This is a genomic window from Pseudoalteromonas sp. Angola-30 (assembly GCF_028599215.1).
GTDB classification, from domain to species: Bacteria; Pseudomonadota; Gammaproteobacteria; order Enterobacterales; family Alteromonadaceae; genus Pseudoalteromonas; species Pseudoalteromonas atlantica.
Genome location: NZ_JAQREI010000013.1, coordinates 41,557 through 59,531, shown reverse-complemented (window position 1 = coordinate 59,531; position 17,975 = coordinate 41,557). Strand labels below are relative to the sequence as shown.

Here is a 17,975-nt window from a genome sequence, read left to right as displayed (position 1 = left end):
AATTTAGGTTAACTGTGATGAGTAATATTTTTTAGCATCAGAATCTCCTATGATTTTAGCGTATTGAAAGCACCTCTCAATATCTTTTTTTGGTAATTTGAAATTTCCCTGGGCGTTTTGCATTACTAGTTCGTACTCCCCAAGCATAGAAAGATTATTTCGAGCCCAAACCCCCTCGCCATGAGAACCTTTTGCTACTCGAGGGCGTTTTTTTATTCGTGGTCTACATGGTAATTTGAATGCTTCATCTCTCTTTTTACATGTATATGAAAACTCGACAGCTACTACACATTTACCAATCTTTTTGGGTTTAAAAACAACATCTATATCTGTGTTGTAATTAATTTTTTTTAAAGCAGGAACTATGACCCTACGTTTAAACTCTCGCCAATCTTGATAGGAGTTTTGCAAATCGGCAATACCTTTCATCCACTCAAGTTTCAGCTCTACGACCACACGCCCATCACGCTTATGATTTAAAAACTTTTCTTTTTGTTTTAACAGTTGGTACAAGCGGAATGAATATAAAGTGTTCAACCCTTTTATATTTTCAAATTTGAGTTTGGTAAAATTACCATCCAATCCAGAGATAAGCTCTGTCATCTCAGGAGAAAACTCTAATCGTATATGAGCACTAGTATTACGCGAATTAATATACTCTCCTTCGACTAGCCAATTAATCGACTTACTACCGCTCTTACCTTTGATTAGCACTTGTTTGTTTTTTAAGGTATTTATTGCACTTTTTAAATAATTATGAACATTTAATTCTTGTAAATCGAAGTGTGAAGAAAACTCTTCCGGGTACACAATAATAGCTCCTGCGTGTGCCTCCTTTGAATAGACTTTTGTTAGGCAAAATAAAACTAACCTTAGTTCGTTAATTTTTAGCTTATAGCTAGACTCTACAAGGAGATTACTCTGTACAACTGCTGAATAAGTCATAATAGACAACTGTAATGTGTTTTCGATGTTAGAATGATAAAGTATTTGTGGTTAAACAAAAAAAGGCGGGAAGTTATAAATATTCACTATTTAGAAATGCCCACCTCTAATATCTAAGTTGCCCACTGTAACGGTCTAAAACGCCCCCCCACAGCGCCTATAATGCCCACATAAAATGTACTTTTATAGTTAACATTCAATAAGTTAAAGGTAGCTAAAAGATAAAAATTAAAAAAGTAAAAAAATAACCCCAACTTCGTTGTTTTTATTAATTTATTTTTTAAAGCATTTATACAATGTGGGCTATTATTTAGAATAATTTTATATACATACATCAAAGCGAAGAAAGCATAGCTTCTTCGCTCTGGAATTAATTTAACCTTTTGCCTTACCTTACATAGTTAGTAGCTCCACGCTTTTGTGAACCTACAACAAAACGATATATTTGCGTAACGTTTTCCCCTGAGAGTTTTCTCATTTAGAGATTAACAAACCAAATTAGTGGTCTGGTAGCCTGCAAATAATGGCTATTGGTATATTTTAGGGGTTATGATTAGGCCGCTATCTGTTTTTGTAAAACAGCAAATTAGGCCTGTATTATTCATCACTACGATTATCCAAAAAATTTTGAATATATCGATGTGTATAGTCGGCTTCAAACTCAGCAGGAAATTCATTTTCTATGTCTTCTTTATATGAATCGGGAAAATTTTCTTCTATTTCATCAGTTATCATAGAATCGAAATGTTCCTCAGGATCATCGCCATACACATTTTTAAATTCTTCACAAAACTCATCATCATAATCTGGATATGCTTGAACCTGCTGCTCAATGTCTTTTATTATACAAACCATTAGTTTATACATAAGTACTTTTACACCACGGTAATTTAACTGTTTATTGGCAAAAACATGAGGCTCTACAATTGACCAAAAGCCCTTGAAGTTAGGGTTTTCATTGTTCAACATGAGTTTATTGATTTTATGGTCATTATCACTGATGATTTTTTTTAGGTCATCTAAAAGCGTAATCGTATCTAGCGTAGACATATATCTAAAAGTCATTTCAAAATCCTTTTAATTAAGTAGTTTCTATTAGTTAGGTATTAACCAATCCGTGCTTCTCTGATAGGGAGATACTAATAAGTAGATTTAGGGGTAGGTAATTACTTATGTTTTTTGCAAATGTTTTGCAAATACATAAAAAAGCGAGCCAATAGGCTCGCTAGAGTGTTACACGTTGTTCAGTTCTGCAAGCCATTCGCTTTCGGCAACTCTAAAAAAAGAACTGGGCGTTAGCATGAACAAACTCTGGAACTCTTCATGAAACAATTCACAAAATTCAGCTATTTGTTCCAAGTATATTAGTAAAAATCCAACCATTTCAATACCCTCTAAATAACGTGAAGTAAATTCTGGGTTAGCTTCTAAAAGCTGCTTAGAAATACTGATCCCCAAAGTTTGACCTACACTGTCACGATGCAAATAGACATAGTTTGTAAAACTAAGATCCATCGTTTTTTTATCAACGATATCTGCTAATAGCAGAACGGTTGTACAGTCATCCCACGGAGTTTTACTGGCTCGAACGTATTGGCGAATGAATTGAGATTTAGTATTTTTCATGATTTGTCCTCGTTAATTTGTCCTGACATTAACTAGGACCAGCGGTGGGTAAAAATGAAGAATTGCGTTTTTTTAGCTAAATTTGCAAAAATAATAAAAATCATTAAGGTTAAAAAAGAGCTCCTAACCTTGAGACAGACCAATATGACTGATTACATTTGGATAATGCCAGCGATAGTACTGACGCTAATTGTTATAAAAATTATACTGACACACGATAAAGAAGACTAAATTTATGGTCTTTCTAGCCTTTACTTGAACAGTGCCACTGATTCAAACTTAGAATTCCCAGAACATTGATAGGATATTGAATTATTAATAAATATAGCGCCCGTATTGAAATTTATTATCGTAATTACGCTCTAAAAATAATTATGTTTTTTATTAGGTAAATTTAGCACGCAAAGAGAAATTGTTTAAAGCGTCTATTAAAGTAAGTGCTTTGAAGTGAGAAATTAGGTTAGTTATTCTGCAAAAAATCATCGAACTAACTTACTAAGTAGAGAGTAAGAGTATATAGGCTGATGGTTTCAAGAGTGACTACAACGACAGCGCGTCTACTTCTAAAACACACTAAGAGCTTTTACCGATGGGTAATTATTAGCGCGGATTGCTGCCTTTCAAGTTTTACTAGCGAACGGCTCTTGTGTGCCAATTGCGGACGGTGATAATCTCTCTTAAGCAGTTTGTTAGCTTTACGACTGAAAGACTTCAAAGAAGTTTTCTTCTAACTGAACACAACTGATCAATTTTTCTTTGTAAATTAGTTATTGGTAACTCCCACTCAGTCTTGACCAAGGCTTTCGAGATTAATGAGTTTTGCATTAATTTAGCGATTTTTGATGGGACATCATCTAAATTTTGCCCATTTACAAAGGTGTCATCATCATAATCGTGTGGGTAGGTTTCGATTGTGTTGGCAATTTTTAACTCCTCAATGAGTTCATTTAATTGCTCAATCTCAAACCTGTTTTCCAACTGCTTGATCTGTGATTTCCTAGCTTTACTTGCATAAAAAACCGACACACATGCAGCTAATGCCGATACGCCCATTGGGATTAACCGCGACCAATCCAACTCGTCCACTTTTACCTCTCAGTTATACTCTTGGAAAGCTAACAATTTAATAGTGCGCTCATCGCGTATATTTCTGCCTACGCTACGCTCATTTTTCTACACAATATATGTTTTAACAAATAAGCTAAGGTATTACTATCACTAAGTTTTCTAAAACTTTAAAGAAAAGTTAAATAGAACAATATACGCACGTCTCTAATTTTCATGAATATATGTGCAAAGAGTAGTTTAACCAATCAACTAACTCTTATATTTACCAATCGGAATGACTGGTTTTCGCTCTTTGCTGAAGTTCAGCTAAGTGCTAAACTCAGCCATTCGGAACGCCTCAAAAACGAGCGCAGGTTAAGGTGCCCTGCTTACTTGATTTGTTAGCTTTTTTTCTATTAGACTACGCCACCAGTTATTTAGTACACCGTTAACAAAAATCTGAAACGAATCCATTGAAATAGGTAGATCTTCTGATTTCCAGCTTCCGCCTAATGTATGAGCTGCTAGTGCTAAAACACCTTTTTCGGCGACGCCAGATTCCTTAGATACACAATCAGGAGGGCCGCATAATGGTGCAGGGAATGGTGTTCCGCCATGTAGTGCAGCAGAGCGATAATCATATATTTTACTCAGGATCCCTCTAAAACCTGTTTTACTCCATTTAACCCTTGCCCATTCATCAGGCCTATTTTCTGGAGGGGCTGGAAAGTAGTTTAAACAAAATTTAATAAACTTACTGGTTGCACCAAGTGTATGTGCGATTTCATTAGCAACTTTCTCCACTAAGATTTCACCACCGACTTCAAACAACATCTCTGCTAGCTCTGGCTTTGATGCTCTTAACCTATCAACGTTCGTATCTTCATCCGAAGACCACTGACAAGCAGCAGTCTCAAGAGAAGACACTAACATTAACCAAGCTAATTCAGGCTCACTTTCAGCCACCCATAGCGCTTCTTGGTACATACGAGAAGCTCGAACTAGAGAAACATATTGCTCCTCATCCAAGCTCCTTAAAGAATATATTTCATTAAGATCCGTAATGTTTACTGTCTTTACTACACTTGGTAGTACAGGTCCCCTAGAACCAATTTTTACTTCAGGAGGCTTTTCTCTTGTTGACCTTGGTGTGCCAAAATATCCATCAGAATGTGAATCATAAGTTCTTGTGGCTTTACCGGCTTTAACTCTAATTCCAAGTTTCAATGAAACTAAGGCTGCAATTTCATCAGTTACCCAGCCTCCATGATATTTTGAAGTGTCAGTTTTTAACCCATAAGAGCTTTGATCGTCTACATACCAAAAGACCCTAAGAGTGATTGCATCACAGATCTTTCCAGGTCCATTGATGCCTAAAATCATATTAAGAAATTTATAAGGCCCAATTTCATCATTTAGTTCTCCCGTGATATGAGAATCAGTATATAAAGGAAATTCTGAGATAGATTTAGGCTTTAATTTTGGACTAAACTCTTTCAAGTTCCAGTAGGACAAAACTCCACCAGTATTATCGGACAAGTAAACCTCCTGTTAAGTGAAAAGCCAACGCCCCAAGCCGGGGATTTCATGAGCGTTTTTCAGCAAGTAAAATTCCCGCTGACTTAGCTTGTTAGGGTACGCGTACAACTACAAGCTCCTTACTTATAATAATTTAATGGTGCGCTTATCGCGTATATCTCTGCCAACGCTACGCTCATTTTTCTACATTATATAGTTTTAACAAATAACCTAAGGCATTGCTATTAATAAGTTTTCTAAAACTTTAAAGAAAAGTTAAACAGAACAATATGCGCGCAGCGCTCATTTTAATGAATATATGCGCAGAGAGCAGTTTAACTAATCAATTAACGACGATATTTAGCAAATCTCAATGTCCGGTTATCGCTCTAAGCCGCCCCCATATAAATAGTAGATATGGAAATGCGTTCCACATTGTGGAAACAGGGTTATCAATACATAATTCTGGTTAAATACACCAGAATTATGTATTCACTACCGAATACTTCCTTATATACACACCATAAATATGTAATTTTAGTTATTAACTTTACATAATTATGGTAATTACACTAAAAACACCGTTATTTTACACTCTATATTCAAGTAAGACTTAGTTTAAAGACTTAATAAACTAATTGAGATAACACAATTATGGTATTTTTCATCAAAAGACTCATGTTAGATACAGATAAATGGTGTTTTATAATGTTAGATAACATAATAGTGGTATTTCAACACCATTATTTTGTTATTTATAAAAACCAAAAAAAAGACAAAACATTGAAATTTAGTTACTTTTAATAAAAAATTAATTTTATTGATTACATGTAACTGGTAAAAAACACCAATTTTATGTAAAACAATCGTTTCGAATACACAAAACTGGTGTTGTTGACCAGTATTGTGTATTTTAAGCTTATTGATTACAGTTTTCTGGTGTGCAAATGGAAAAAAAACTAAACCCAAACCCAATTTCTCGTTCAAATTTACCTAAACATATAAAACAAGGGCATAAACTTGTATTCAGCCGCAAAGACTTGTCGCAAAGAGAAGCGGATTTATTTGCACTGATGATGGCGCAGATGAAAGATTCCGACTGGGAAAAAAGCACACCACAGTATACATATACAGCAAGCCAGCTATCAGAATGGCTGAATATCAGCTCTAAGCACGTTGGCAGTATTTTATCTCCTGCTGCTGAACGACTGGCAAGTTACAAAATAGGTATAAAAGTAGAGGGGACCTCCGGCGACTTTGAATTTGATTACAAACCTCTATTTAAAAATATTAAGTATAAACGAGGCGTGTTAACAATGGTGCCTAACGATATGCTTGAAAGCGAATATATTGAATATAAACAAGGGTTTGCATTAATAACAACGAGAACATATTTAGATATAAAACAAGAATACGCAAAAAGATTGTACGAAATTTTAAGCAGATTTAAAAAAGACGGTTATGAAATGCATTACATTGCAATTGACGAGCTTAAAGGGCTATTTGGTTTACTCGATGAAAGTGGGCGGCTGAAAAAAAATAAAAGCTCTTTTAAAAACAACGGTGTATTCATGAAACGCTGCGTTAGGGATAGTATAGAAATCTTACGTGGACACCCTATTGCTCGTAAAGAATTTTTATTTCTAGAAAGCGAAAATAATGACATTGGATACGAATTAAAAACACAAGGTAAGAAAATTTCTGAAATAAAATTTCTTATTAGATGGCTAAATAAAGGTACTACTGAAGAATTAAATACTCATGATGCGCTAAATACAGTGAAAGAACTAATTTCTAAGCAATTAATTCAAAAAGAAAAATTATCACCTGCAGAACTAACACAGCTAATGTTTGCTTATCGCTATCTTGGCCAGGATGATGAGGCGGATAAAGTTGAAAAAGCTCTAAATAGAAGCATGGCTCTAAATAAAAATACAGTAAATGAAAAAGAGAAACAGCTAAGGGATGAAGTTAATTCTTTAATAGAGTTGACGAAGGATATCGACTACTAAGAACACCATAAACCTGTAATCACAACACCAATAATGTGATCAGTAACACCGTTTTTGTGATCACTAATACCATCAATATGATCATCAACACCATTAAAGTGATCTTAAACACCAATAAACTGATCTAAAACAACTTAAAAACCATTATTTTTCAATGTGATAAGTAGTCTATATATTAATAGTCTCTATATTCTTTAATAGAAATAATAAAATTTATAGTGTCTGTGTATAAGTGCATAACGTTGAAATACATAGCAATTAGATAAGAAACAAAATATTCCATTTAATGTTTACAAATTAATTAATATGCAGCATTATATGTTAACTTTATAAAATGCTGCATATTTCAAGGTAAGCTGATGGATGACAGAATACTAAAAATAGCCACTAGGGCAAAACTAACCCTGGAGGCATTGTCAGAGAAAATTACTAATTCTCAGATAGAATTTAATGCTGAAAAGTATGAACCTACATACTCAAAGTCTGCAGTCGCAAATTTACCAGAATTAGCTAAGGCAAAAGTTGATAAGGCTGTAGCTGAGATGGAGCAAAAAGGATATCAGTTCCAAAAAAAACAAGCCGGTTTAAATAATGTTTATAGTATGGGCCATAAAGATATTACCGCTATTTATGAACACAGAGGGGTTCCAAAATACCGTGATAAATTTAAAGAAGCCCATACAGTTTTTCTTACAAACCTTAAAGGAGGCGTTGCAAAAACGGTCTCCAGCGTAACTCTCGCTCACGGCTTAAGATGCACCCCTGCCCTACTTCACCATGATTTGAGAATATTAGTGCTCGACCTAGATCCACAGGCCAGTGCAACAATGTTTATGAAACACGACCTTTCTATTGGCGTTGTAGATGAAACTGTTGCCCAAGCAATGCTTCAGAATGTAAGCCGTGAAGAGTTATTGGAAGAGTTTGTTAAACCATCGAACGTATCTGGCGTAGATATTATACCTGCCTCTATTGAAGATGCATTTATAGCCTCTCAATTCGAGAAGTTAGCAAATGAGCATTTACCTGGACAAAATATATATGATGTTCTGCAAGAAAATATAATTGATAAGCTAAAACATGATTATGATTTTATCTTTATTGATTCAGGGCCCCATTTGGATGCATTTCTATTAAACTCTTTTGTTGCAGCTGATACATTTTTAATACCAGTCCCCCCTGCTCAAGTTGATTTTCATTCGACTCTAAAATTTATGCAAAGACTTCCTGAACTTTTCGATATGACCGAAACGGCAGGCAGCGAAATTAAACTTAGTTCAATATTCGGATATATGGCTAAGATTGCGAGGAAATCTGATCATGCTGATGCCCAAAGCCTACTTCGGGAGGTCTGTGGTGCAGACATGCTAGATACGTCTTTACCGTTATCAACAGCATTTGAACGTTGTGGTGAGAGTTTTGGGACTGTTTTTTCAACTAATCCAAAATTTTATCCTGGTGATAGAGATGCGTTAAAAAAAGCGCGTCTAAAGGCCGAAGAATTCACACGTTCAGTATTTGACACAATTACGTTTAATAGAAAAAACAAAGGCTAGACCACTATGAATACCAAAAAACGAGCCGTGATCGGACGTAAAATTACAACTACTAATCTAGATGAGCTTATTACAAAAAATAGTGGAAATAATATAGTTGAACGTTCACCTATTTCTGAACGAGACATTGAATGGGAACGTGTTGAAATTGAAAGCCAGGATGTTTTAAATAAATGTACAAAGTCGATTTATAATAAGCGATCTTTTAAAGACTTGTCTTTAGCATCTGTGCTCGATATTTATCATTCAATAAAATCTACAGGTGGTAATACTGAAGCCGTTAGAGCTGAACTTGTTGATGGTAAGTATGAAATCCTAGGTGGCCTTCGTCGTGCTTACACTGTTTCTCTTTTACCAGATACAAAATTAACCTTAGTTGTTGCCAAAAATTTAACGGAAGAAGAACGTGCTCATTTCGCCTTAGTAATGGATGAATACTCAGAGCCTAGCTATATGGATAAAGCACGCTCCATTAGTGAGTTAAAGGATAAACTGGAAAAAAGAAATGGTATGGAGCTAACAGGGACAAAACTTTGTGAAATTTTGGGGATGAAAAAAAGCAACGTCTACTACGCGTTAAGCTTTTCAAATATACCTAACGATATTATAAAGCTGTTCCCTGCTCTAAAATATATATCTACTCCATTTCTACGAGAATTAGTTAAACATAATAAAGATAATTATCTCGATAATTTAGCTTCACATTTTAAATCGATCAAAACATCACAGCTTACTGGTAAAGAGTCTAAAGAAGAATTATTAGAAATAGACGAATTTTTAGAAAAGGAATCTAAAAAGTTACAACGTGATATTTTAAATAAAATTAAAAATGATAAAGCTCAAGATAAAACTGCTTATGACGGTAAGTTCAAAGAGCTTATTAAAAGCAACGTAAGTGGTGTAAAATTTACGACGACAAAAAATGGTGTAAATATTTCAATAGACGAGTCCAAAGTGAGTCCCGATATATTAGAAATGCTTTTAACGAGTTTTAATTCTTAGTTTTACCAACATAAACTTTATTTAAAATGCTTTTTCCACATTGTGGAAAAGGCATTTTTATTACAAACAAACTATTTATTATCTATAATTTTTTAAGCGTATAGTTATCACAACCTTCCTACTCATAATTTTCGATAGTTCAAATACTCCTGGTTTATAGTTGTAGACTCATATATTTAATTTGCACTAGTTTTCAAACCTGATATGACTTCCCACATATGCTAGATGCATATAGATTTAAGCTGTTAACAAATTACCGAGTGTAAGTACCAAATTAAAGAAGTCGCTGGATGAATTAGTATTTAAACTAAAACTTATATTGATGGCGAAGCCAATTATCAGATAAAGCTAAACCCTTTCTATCATCCGATGAAAAACTATCTCCCCCAACGATTAGTTTTGCATTACCACGATGTGCCGTTTTTTTGAGCTGCATTGTAGTGGTTTTTATGCTTGGCTAAAAAGCCTTTAAGCAAAGAGACTTGGAGATAAACGCTTGTTGAAACTCATTAAAGAATTTTATGTAGCCAGTGCCGGCACGTATGGTAACCATTGAATACATGCAGACTTGCATGAAGCTGGAAAGCAATACAACGCAAATAATGTTTCTAAGATTATCCGACAACATAAGCTTAAAGCACAAATCGGTTATTAGCTTTGCCATATTAAAGGCGGTAAAGCATCACGGAATGCAGATAACTTATGAGCGCGTCAATTTAACCCGTCAGCGCCAAACCAATCAGAGCTAAGCGGCATTATCTAAGCCCCTCTCAAATGCGGTAACAGTGATTAGCTTATTCTCTGTCTGATTTTAAGTTAGTAATTAAATAAAAATATGGATAACCTTTTTTATAAATGTAGTCTTAATGACTGTATATCAACACTAATTTAAAGTTGAGGTCTTGGTGGATGATCATGGTAGTTAATGTGGTAACCCTAGTTAACTTGCATTAATGAAGAGGTATAAACTTGTACTACCGTTTAGCCGAGTAGGGAATTGGCATAATAATGCGGTTGCTTAAAGTTTTTAACGAGCTTAAAAAGTGAATAGTTAAGCCTAAGATATACTCGATACGAGAATATGCGAAAACTAAGATATTTAATTTTAGAGAAATTTTTTATAATCTAAAAAAGCGCTATACACACAGGTAGTGCATCACGTGTTAAGTTTTAAGAAGCGTACTATTTTGAGTTAAAAACAGTCTAGTGAAAGCTGGAAAGTCCTAATTTGTAAAGTTGACAAGGGCTGACACCAAAAAAATTTACTTTCACTAACTTGCTATTCGGTGTTGTTATAGTCATTCACATCTAATAAAAGTATTTAAAAGGGGTTTAGGATATGTGTTTATTGGCTACGGATAATAAACAAAATCATTTGATAACCATACCTTCTATATCGGTCACAATAAGTGTTCTATAACTTGCTAAAGACACTAAGAGTATACACATTCTGCTAGGTAGCTTTTCTTTCGAAGAATCTTAAATACGTATTAATATTTTTAAACAGGAGGGGGGGATTTTTATACTAATTTACAGCACACGTAGGTTTATATTAGGTAGATACAAATATGATGCCTTAAAATGTAGAGCCTTGTTTCACTCGCGTTCAGCATATACGAGAAGCATTAGATATTTAGCTAAATATGTTTTATAAACAGGTAAATTAGGAAACGCTGTTGCGATGAAGTTAAAGGATGCCTAAATAGTGTATGTACTACAAAAGTCTCGATTTATTAAGACTTTGCCCATTCAAAGTTAGTCAGCAACACGTTATTGACAATTGCTTTCAACTAATGAGATCCGACCACTGTTAAATTTAATGCTTATTGGTTGAATTGATATGCTCTTAATGCAATCTTAACTATGATATTCCGGTTATTTTATAATAACTGAAACATTACGCTTCTGGATAATTTTTCTGGCAATTATAAGTAAAGCCGTATTTTACAGCACTTTCAGCTAAAGTGATGTGACCATATTTAAAATATTTATTACTTCTTTTAATCTTATTTAACTAAGCTTTTAATATCAGCAATTTTCATTTTCCTTCGGATCTTTAAGCACATTTAGATTGTTCTAATAATTGGATATCCATGACGAACAGCACATAATGTAAATTAGTAGTTGTTTATCTTTGCACATAAAATAACTTTAATAAAAATCGAGAAGATGAACTATTTGAAGTTTTGCAAACTATAGGAAGTCTAAATCAAGTAAACAAATTTATTAATATATGCATAACACATAAAATTTGGTGGAGTTACTTTCCACAATGTGGAAAGTATTTATTTTAGTACTTTTAATACTTCGTCGTTGAGCTTCTAAAACAGCCTAAATAAATAATAAATAGTCTTTAAGCAACTGAAAGAGTTTGTTTATTTAACTATTTATTCATCAACAATCGAGCGCTTCTATTTGGGCTTAAGAGCTTCCTTTAGACATTATACTACTCTACCCGTGCATTAGTGCCTTTAATACGTTCTAAGCGTTTAGGAGTGCTTGTAGTAGTATCTTATTTTAAGAGAGATACTTTGTATTTATTAATCTGCAACTAGATGGTTTTACATATGATATATGTATTATAGATGACTAGTATGAATAAGTTTTTTAGAAAAATAAGTTAAATAATTTATCTGATTCAGATAGAAAATTACATTACCTTAAAAAATTTTATTAATATGAGCTAATGAAAGTTAGTGGGTTAGGGCGTTATCGAGATATTTTTTATTTTACGAATATACTTACAGCTAATTTTTTTGCAGAGTGCTTTCTTTAGATAAAGTCTATCACTATATACGTTTGTTAATTTGTTAATTTGTTAATTATTAATAGAGTTGTTTTAAAATAGTGCTTGATTGTAATTTGCTTGCTCTTAAGGATAGTAATAAGGTTAATATGGTTAAGTAATAGGTATAAGGTTAAAGGGTACGTTATATTGATAAGTTATTGAATATTAATAAGTTTGCTTGAATTTGCAGATCAATAAACCTCTATGTTTGGATCATGTTTACACTATGTTTTAGATCCGGTTTCCTCTATGTATTCTTTAAAACTATATGGTTACCCACAAGTTATAAACAAACTTATCCTCGAGTTTATGTTTTGGATCCGATTTCCATTATGTTTTCATTCGATGTTATCCCCATATGACAACTTATTTTGACCTAAAAACATGGTGTAGATCTGATCTCCATTATGCATAGATCATTATTTAACTAAGTAAAACAACGCTTATCCACAAGAATTTTTTAATTTACCCAGTATCAATGTATTTTATTGAGCTTTTCCATAACCATATAAATTTATTTCGAAGGTAGGCTTTCATCGACTATTTATAAATGTTTCATTACCGTAGATAGTCAATACAGCATTATGGTGTGAAACTATTTTGCCTAAACAAATTAGCCTCAGATCACTTTACCTCTATGTAATTTGTTATAAACCAAATAATCACAGATCAATTTTCCTCTATGCATAAGTTACAGTCTATTTAGCAAAAATCATCGATTTATATTTAAACGGTTAAGTTAGATGATAAATTTATGGGTTACAAAATCAGCTTAGATCACTTTTCCTCTATGCTGGCTGTTCGATGATAATTAATCCAGATCGCTTTTCCTCTATGTTTGAGGCGCCCATAGAAGTAGTCGTAGGGCATTATGGATATTATTTTATTAGCTTAAGTTTCCTAATATTATTTTTTAAAAGAGTTACAGAACAATATTCCTCTATGTTTAAAAACTGATTGCGAAGGAGGGAGGGTTAAGCAAGTTAGTTCTGAGCGCTTGGTATAGGGATGTGCTTGAGTAAAGAGGTTCAAATTTCCTCTATGTTCTTTAATTACTATGAAGTAGATGTCTTAAATTAGATACATCGTTGTTTATTATGAAAAATCAGTAACAGATGAAGCTTCAAGTTTCTATTATGCAGTATAGATCAGTTTTCCTCTATGTTAGTGCTATAGATGCTTATTGAAATTAACAAGTAGACCTCGGAAACTAGATAATAAAAAGCAGCTTAAAAATATAAAAATCTATATTGATAACTCATAAACTCATTTTGTTAAATTGTATTTAGATTTTTATTACACTCAGATCAATTTTCCTCTATGTTTCATAGTTGCCGTAATCTATGGGTTATGAGAACCTAGGGGATAAATATAATAATAAGCAGGGTTTTGCTTAATGGCCACAAAGTACATTTCGTTGAGTAATCTTCCTGATACTATTAAAAACGAAATTAAGACAATTCAAAATGCAAACCAAGTCGAGCAATTGTCACTTTTCATTGATAATCAAAGTACGTTGTCGGGCTTTGAAAACTCTATTTCAAACACTTTTAATGCGTATGACTTGTGGTCTCGTTTTATACGTAATCAGCGTAAACTGGTAAAAATTAGTGAAGCGCCTAATCGCGTTGTTGTATCACGAAGTATATCTGATAAGTTAGAAGGGGTTACGTATGAAGGCAAACTTGAAATAGCCCCTGCGCTGATTGTGGGTAAAGACGAAGATTATTTTGCTTGGCCCTCAGATAGAGAAGAAAAAGTAGAAAGGGCACTTATTCGTTTAGCTAGCCAAGGTAAAATAGCAAAAATTTCCGGAAAAATGGGCGACAGATATGCGGTATATTTTTCTATTAAAGAAATAGCTAACGAACTGAAGTCTGTTAATCAAACCCTATCATTTGCAGAAATAAAGCAAGCACTTCAAATCCTCAAGGGCAGTGAACTCAATTTTAAATACCAAGTGACCAATCAAGCGGGAGAGCAGCATTATAGTGAGTCTAAAATGAATTATTTAAGCTCTATTCATTTTAGTGGTCAGCAAGGAAAATCAACGGTTAAGTGTCTTGCTGTATTAAATGAGTTTATGTCGCAGCAGATAGAGTCTATAGGTTATAGAGGGTTTTATTTTAATCGTGCTCAATCGTTTAAAAGAACTTTATCTAGATGGCTAACTTTGAGGCTATATCATATGTTTCGCTATGCAAGTGTAGGCAAAACGCATCACTTTTTACTAAAAAAAACCATGATAAAGTTTGGCTCTATCGACAGTGAAGATATAAAAAAATCACGACTTACAGCTATTCGCCGAGATATGGCTAATACGATGAAGGACCTTATTGAGGCTGATATTTTAGATAGCTATGAAATCGATAATATAAAGGATGATGAAGGTAATATTGTTGACTATAAATATGAGCTTTGCCCCTCAGATTCATTCTGTGCTGAAATCTTATCCTTGAATAAGCACAATAAAAAAATAACAGAAAAAGCCAAGGTACTAGATGAGCAAGAGCTCCAAGCAAATTTTACTGAATCTTAAAAGTAAGCTTTTTTATCGTGATACTCACTCTCAGTAAACTATGGCGGTTATGTAAGAACTAAGTAGGGCTTTATACCTGTTAATAACTGTAAATCTCTCAGTAGTATTAATTTAGTGACATTAAGAAGGGTATTACATATGGTAGTGAGTCATATAGAGCCACACTGCAGTATGGCTCTATAATAGATTATCCGATTTAAAATATCTTAAAAGCGGTAACTCGCGCCTAAATATACAGTACGGCCGTTAATTGTTGTATTGTATAGACGGTCATTTGAGTCTGAATATTGCTCTTCACGTTCGTTGGTTAAGTTACTTGCTTCAATTGTAACTTTTAGCTTATCACTTACCTGATAAAAAGCAGATGCGTCTATGTAGGTGCTGGCATGAAAACCATTTTCGTCTTCATCTCCGTTACCTGCTTGTACCGCTGCAATATAGTCACTTCTGTATGCAGCTGCAACGCGTGCACCCCATGATTCTGAGTCGTAATATATTGTAAAGTTACCAGAATGTTCTGAAAGACCTGGGAACGATTTATATTGATCAACACCTGAGTTACCCACATTACGGTAAAGCGCTTCACCATCAGCAAATGTATAATTAGCAATAACACCTAAGTTATCAAGTGGGGCGGGTAAAAAGTCTAGGTCACGTTGAAAAGCTAGTTCCCAGCCACTAATATCACTTTCATCTAAGTTTTGTGGTTGAATAACGGTGAATATGGTACCCGCATTTTGAGGATTACCTGCTTCATCTACATCACCTAGAAAGCTAAGTGGGTAGCCTGTTTCACTGTATGGGATATCATAGGTTTCGGTAATAATGAAGTTATCGATAGATTTATGAAAGTAGCTAACGGCAGCATAGCCGATGTTTTCAAAGTAATACTCTACTGAAAAATCAAAGTTAACTGATTCATAAGGTTTAAGGTTAGGATTCCCAGAGCTAATGCTTAAACCGTTAGTTGATGTTGCATCATTTTGTACAACACCTGTTGGAACTAGTGCAGCGAGGGAAGGGCGGGTGAGATTTTCGCCATAACTTGCACGTAGCACTAAACTGTTATTACTATCCCACACTAGATTGATTGCAGGTAACAAACCCGAATAAGTATTTTCTACACCAACTGCTTCACCATTTATTAAACCTGTTGCATTGGTCTGTGTATCATAATGGCGTACACCAATATTACCCATTAAGTAGCCAGCACCTAACTCCCACTCAGCTTCGTATTGTAAATATGCGGCAAAGGTTTTTTCTTGAACATTATCGGTAAAGTCAGGGGCTTCTAAGTTAGGCTCTACATTTAAATCAGCTAAGGTATCGAGCACATTAACACTTACCCATTGCTGTTTATTGTGCGCTGAATTAGTAAAGGTTAGGCTTGAGTTTACAGCGTCGTCGAGTAAGCCGTTCTCCCAGTCGCTTCTGTTGATATTATCAGATTTAGTCTCACCGTTTTCACTTTCAAACTTTTTATTAGATACACCAAACTTTATATTTGAAGCATTGTTAAGTGTGTAATTAAAATCTAGTTTGATTGAATCAAAAGTGTTGGTTATTTCCTCTTCTGATAAATCAATTTCGTGGTAACGGAATAAACTGCTGTCAGTAGGATCAAACCCATACGTATTTTCTCCATAATAAGCATCACCACGGTAGTCAATAGTTTCATCACCGAATGTTTCTAAATATACCTTTGCGCTACCGGTATTAAACTTAGATTCAGAGCGTCCTACTAACGCAGTCATATTTAAATCTTCAGTAATTTGCCAATCGCTATTTAGTACATATTGGCTTATTTCAGTATCAGCATACTGCTTTCTACTTTCCGAATGAATCGCGGCATCTTCATATACTGAGTAAATAGCGTCATTATTTTCGCTTATTTCCAACGAGGTGAGCTTTGAACAAGTAGGCTCAATTATATAGGCCGGTCCTGTGCAGCCAAGCGCAGTCGAGCTAGAGCCACGACTTTGTAAATGAAACTCATCACGCTCATTGTTTAGCTCGCCGTACAAAGCATCAAAACCAAACTCAAGGTTATTAGAAGGGCGATACTGCAAAGCGAGGGTTGTACCTAAACGCTCCTGCTCATTTTCAAACAATGAATAGCGACTTCCTCGTGAGAAACTGATTTCTGAATTGTTGATTTTATCTTGTAGGTCTGTACTTAATTCAGAAATATCCGAGCCTGATGCGTTCTTTTTGCGCCAGCGATATGTATTATAGCCCTGCTCATTTACGTTACGTTTGCTATATGCTACTGAGAATAATGCGCCAAATTCATCATTCCAAGTATTTGAAATTAGTGCTGCAATACGTGGGCTAACATCGTCGGTTTGTGAGTTATCGCCTAACTGCCCTGTTATGGCTGTATTGAAGCCATCAAAATCAAATGGTTTAGCTGTATGAAGACCAACAGTACCGCCTATACCACCTTCATCCATTTCTGCAGAAAAAGATTTTTTCACATCTACACGTTGAAATAACTCAGATGCAAATATATTAAAATCAAAGGCACGAGAACGACTCACCGACCCTCGACTATCCATAGCTGACGAAGAAGTGCCTAAGGCTTCCATGCCATTGAGTTGCACTTGAGTAAAGTTTGCCCCTAAACCTCGTAATGATATTTGTCGGCCTTCACCACCTTCACGTGTAATAGCAATACCCGGCACACGTTGAAGTGAGTCAGCTAAATTTAAATCAGGAAAATCCGCTATATCCTCTGCAACAATAGAGTCTTGAGCACCAATAGCGTTTCGCTTTAGGTCTTTCGCTTTTAATAGGCTATTACGGTAACCCTGCACTACAATTTCTTCTATTTCTGTATCAGCTTTTTGATCAGCATAAACATAATTGCAAACGCTTAAAGAGCTAATAATTGCAGTTGCTAGGAGGGTAGGGGATGATTTAAATAACATGTTGTTTCCTTG

Annotated in this window: 10 protein-coding genes; 4 read left to right on the top strand and 6 right to left on the bottom strand. The window is 34.5% G+C overall.

Features of this window, described 5'->3' with window-relative positions; all coding sequences use genetic code 11:
- Window positions 1-3: 3 nt before the first annotated feature.
- The 5 genes from PSH54_RS15040 to PSH54_RS15020 all read right to left on the bottom strand — a co-directional run bounded on the left by PSH54_RS15040 (window position 4) and on the right by PSH54_RS15020 (window position 5,157).
- A complete protein-coding gene (locus PSH54_RS15040; protein WP_273606476.1) occupies window positions 4-945 on the bottom strand; it encodes a replication initiation protein in 942 nt (313 codons plus the stop codon).
- Between the two features lie 597 nt (window positions 946-1,542).
- The gene (locus PSH54_RS15035) at window positions 1,543-2,010 is read right to left on the bottom strand and encodes a hypothetical protein (RefSeq protein WP_273606475.1); all 468 of its coding nucleotides are present in this window, start codon (window positions 2,008-2,010) and stop codon (window positions 1,543-1,545) included.
- Window positions 2,011-2,178: 168 nt separating this feature from the next.
- Window positions 2,179-2,571, bottom strand: a complete 393-nt coding sequence (locus PSH54_RS15030) for a hypothetical protein (protein ID WP_273606474.1) — start codon at window positions 2,569-2,571, stop codon at window positions 2,179-2,181.
- Between the two features lie 711 nt (window positions 2,572-3,282).
- Entirely contained in the window at window positions 3,283-3,657 is a 375-nt protein-coding gene (locus PSH54_RS15025) for a hypothetical protein (protein WP_273606473.1), read from the bottom strand.
- 336 nt (window positions 3,658-3,993) lie between these two features.
- Window positions 3,994-5,157 (bottom strand): hypothetical protein, encoded by a 1,164-nt coding sequence (locus PSH54_RS15020; RefSeq protein WP_273606472.1) that lies wholly within the window; start codon window positions 5,155-5,157, stop codon window positions 3,994-3,996.
- 926 nt (window positions 5,158-6,083) lie between these two features.
- Here PSH54_RS15020 and PSH54_RS15015 point away from each other — a divergent pair.
- The 4 genes from PSH54_RS15015 (at window position 6,084) to PSH54_RS15000 (ending at window position 15,033) form a co-directional block, all read left to right on the top strand.
- Complete coding sequence (locus PSH54_RS15015; protein ID WP_273606471.1) at window positions 6,084-7,148, top strand: replication initiation protein; 1,065 nt, start codon at window positions 6,084-6,086, stop codon at window positions 7,146-7,148.
- A gap of 359 nt (window positions 7,149-7,507) precedes the next feature.
- A complete protein-coding gene (locus PSH54_RS15010) occupies window positions 7,508-8,704 on the top strand; it encodes an AAA family ATPase (protein ID WP_273606470.1) in 1,197 nt (398 codons plus the stop codon).
- Between the two features lie 6 nt (window positions 8,705-8,710).
- Entirely contained in the window at window positions 8,711-9,706 is a 996-nt protein-coding gene (locus PSH54_RS15005; RefSeq protein WP_273606469.1) for a hypothetical protein, read from the top strand.
- A 4,184-nt stretch (window positions 9,707-13,890) separates the two neighbouring features.
- Window positions 13,891-15,033 carry a replication protein A gene (locus tag PSH54_RS15000; protein WP_273606468.1) on the top strand — a complete coding sequence of 381 codons (1,143 nt, stop codon included), beginning with the start codon at window positions 13,891-13,893 and terminating at the stop codon, window positions 15,031-15,033.
- Window positions 15,034-15,239: 206 nt separating this feature from the next.
- On the opposite strand, the gene PSH54_RS14995 is transcribed toward PSH54_RS15000, so the two are convergent.
- A complete protein-coding gene (locus tag PSH54_RS14995; RefSeq protein ID WP_273606467.1) occupies window positions 15,240-17,963 on the bottom strand; it encodes a TonB-dependent receptor in 2,724 nt (907 codons plus the stop codon).
- Between the last annotated feature and the right edge of the window lie 12 nt (window positions 17,964-17,975).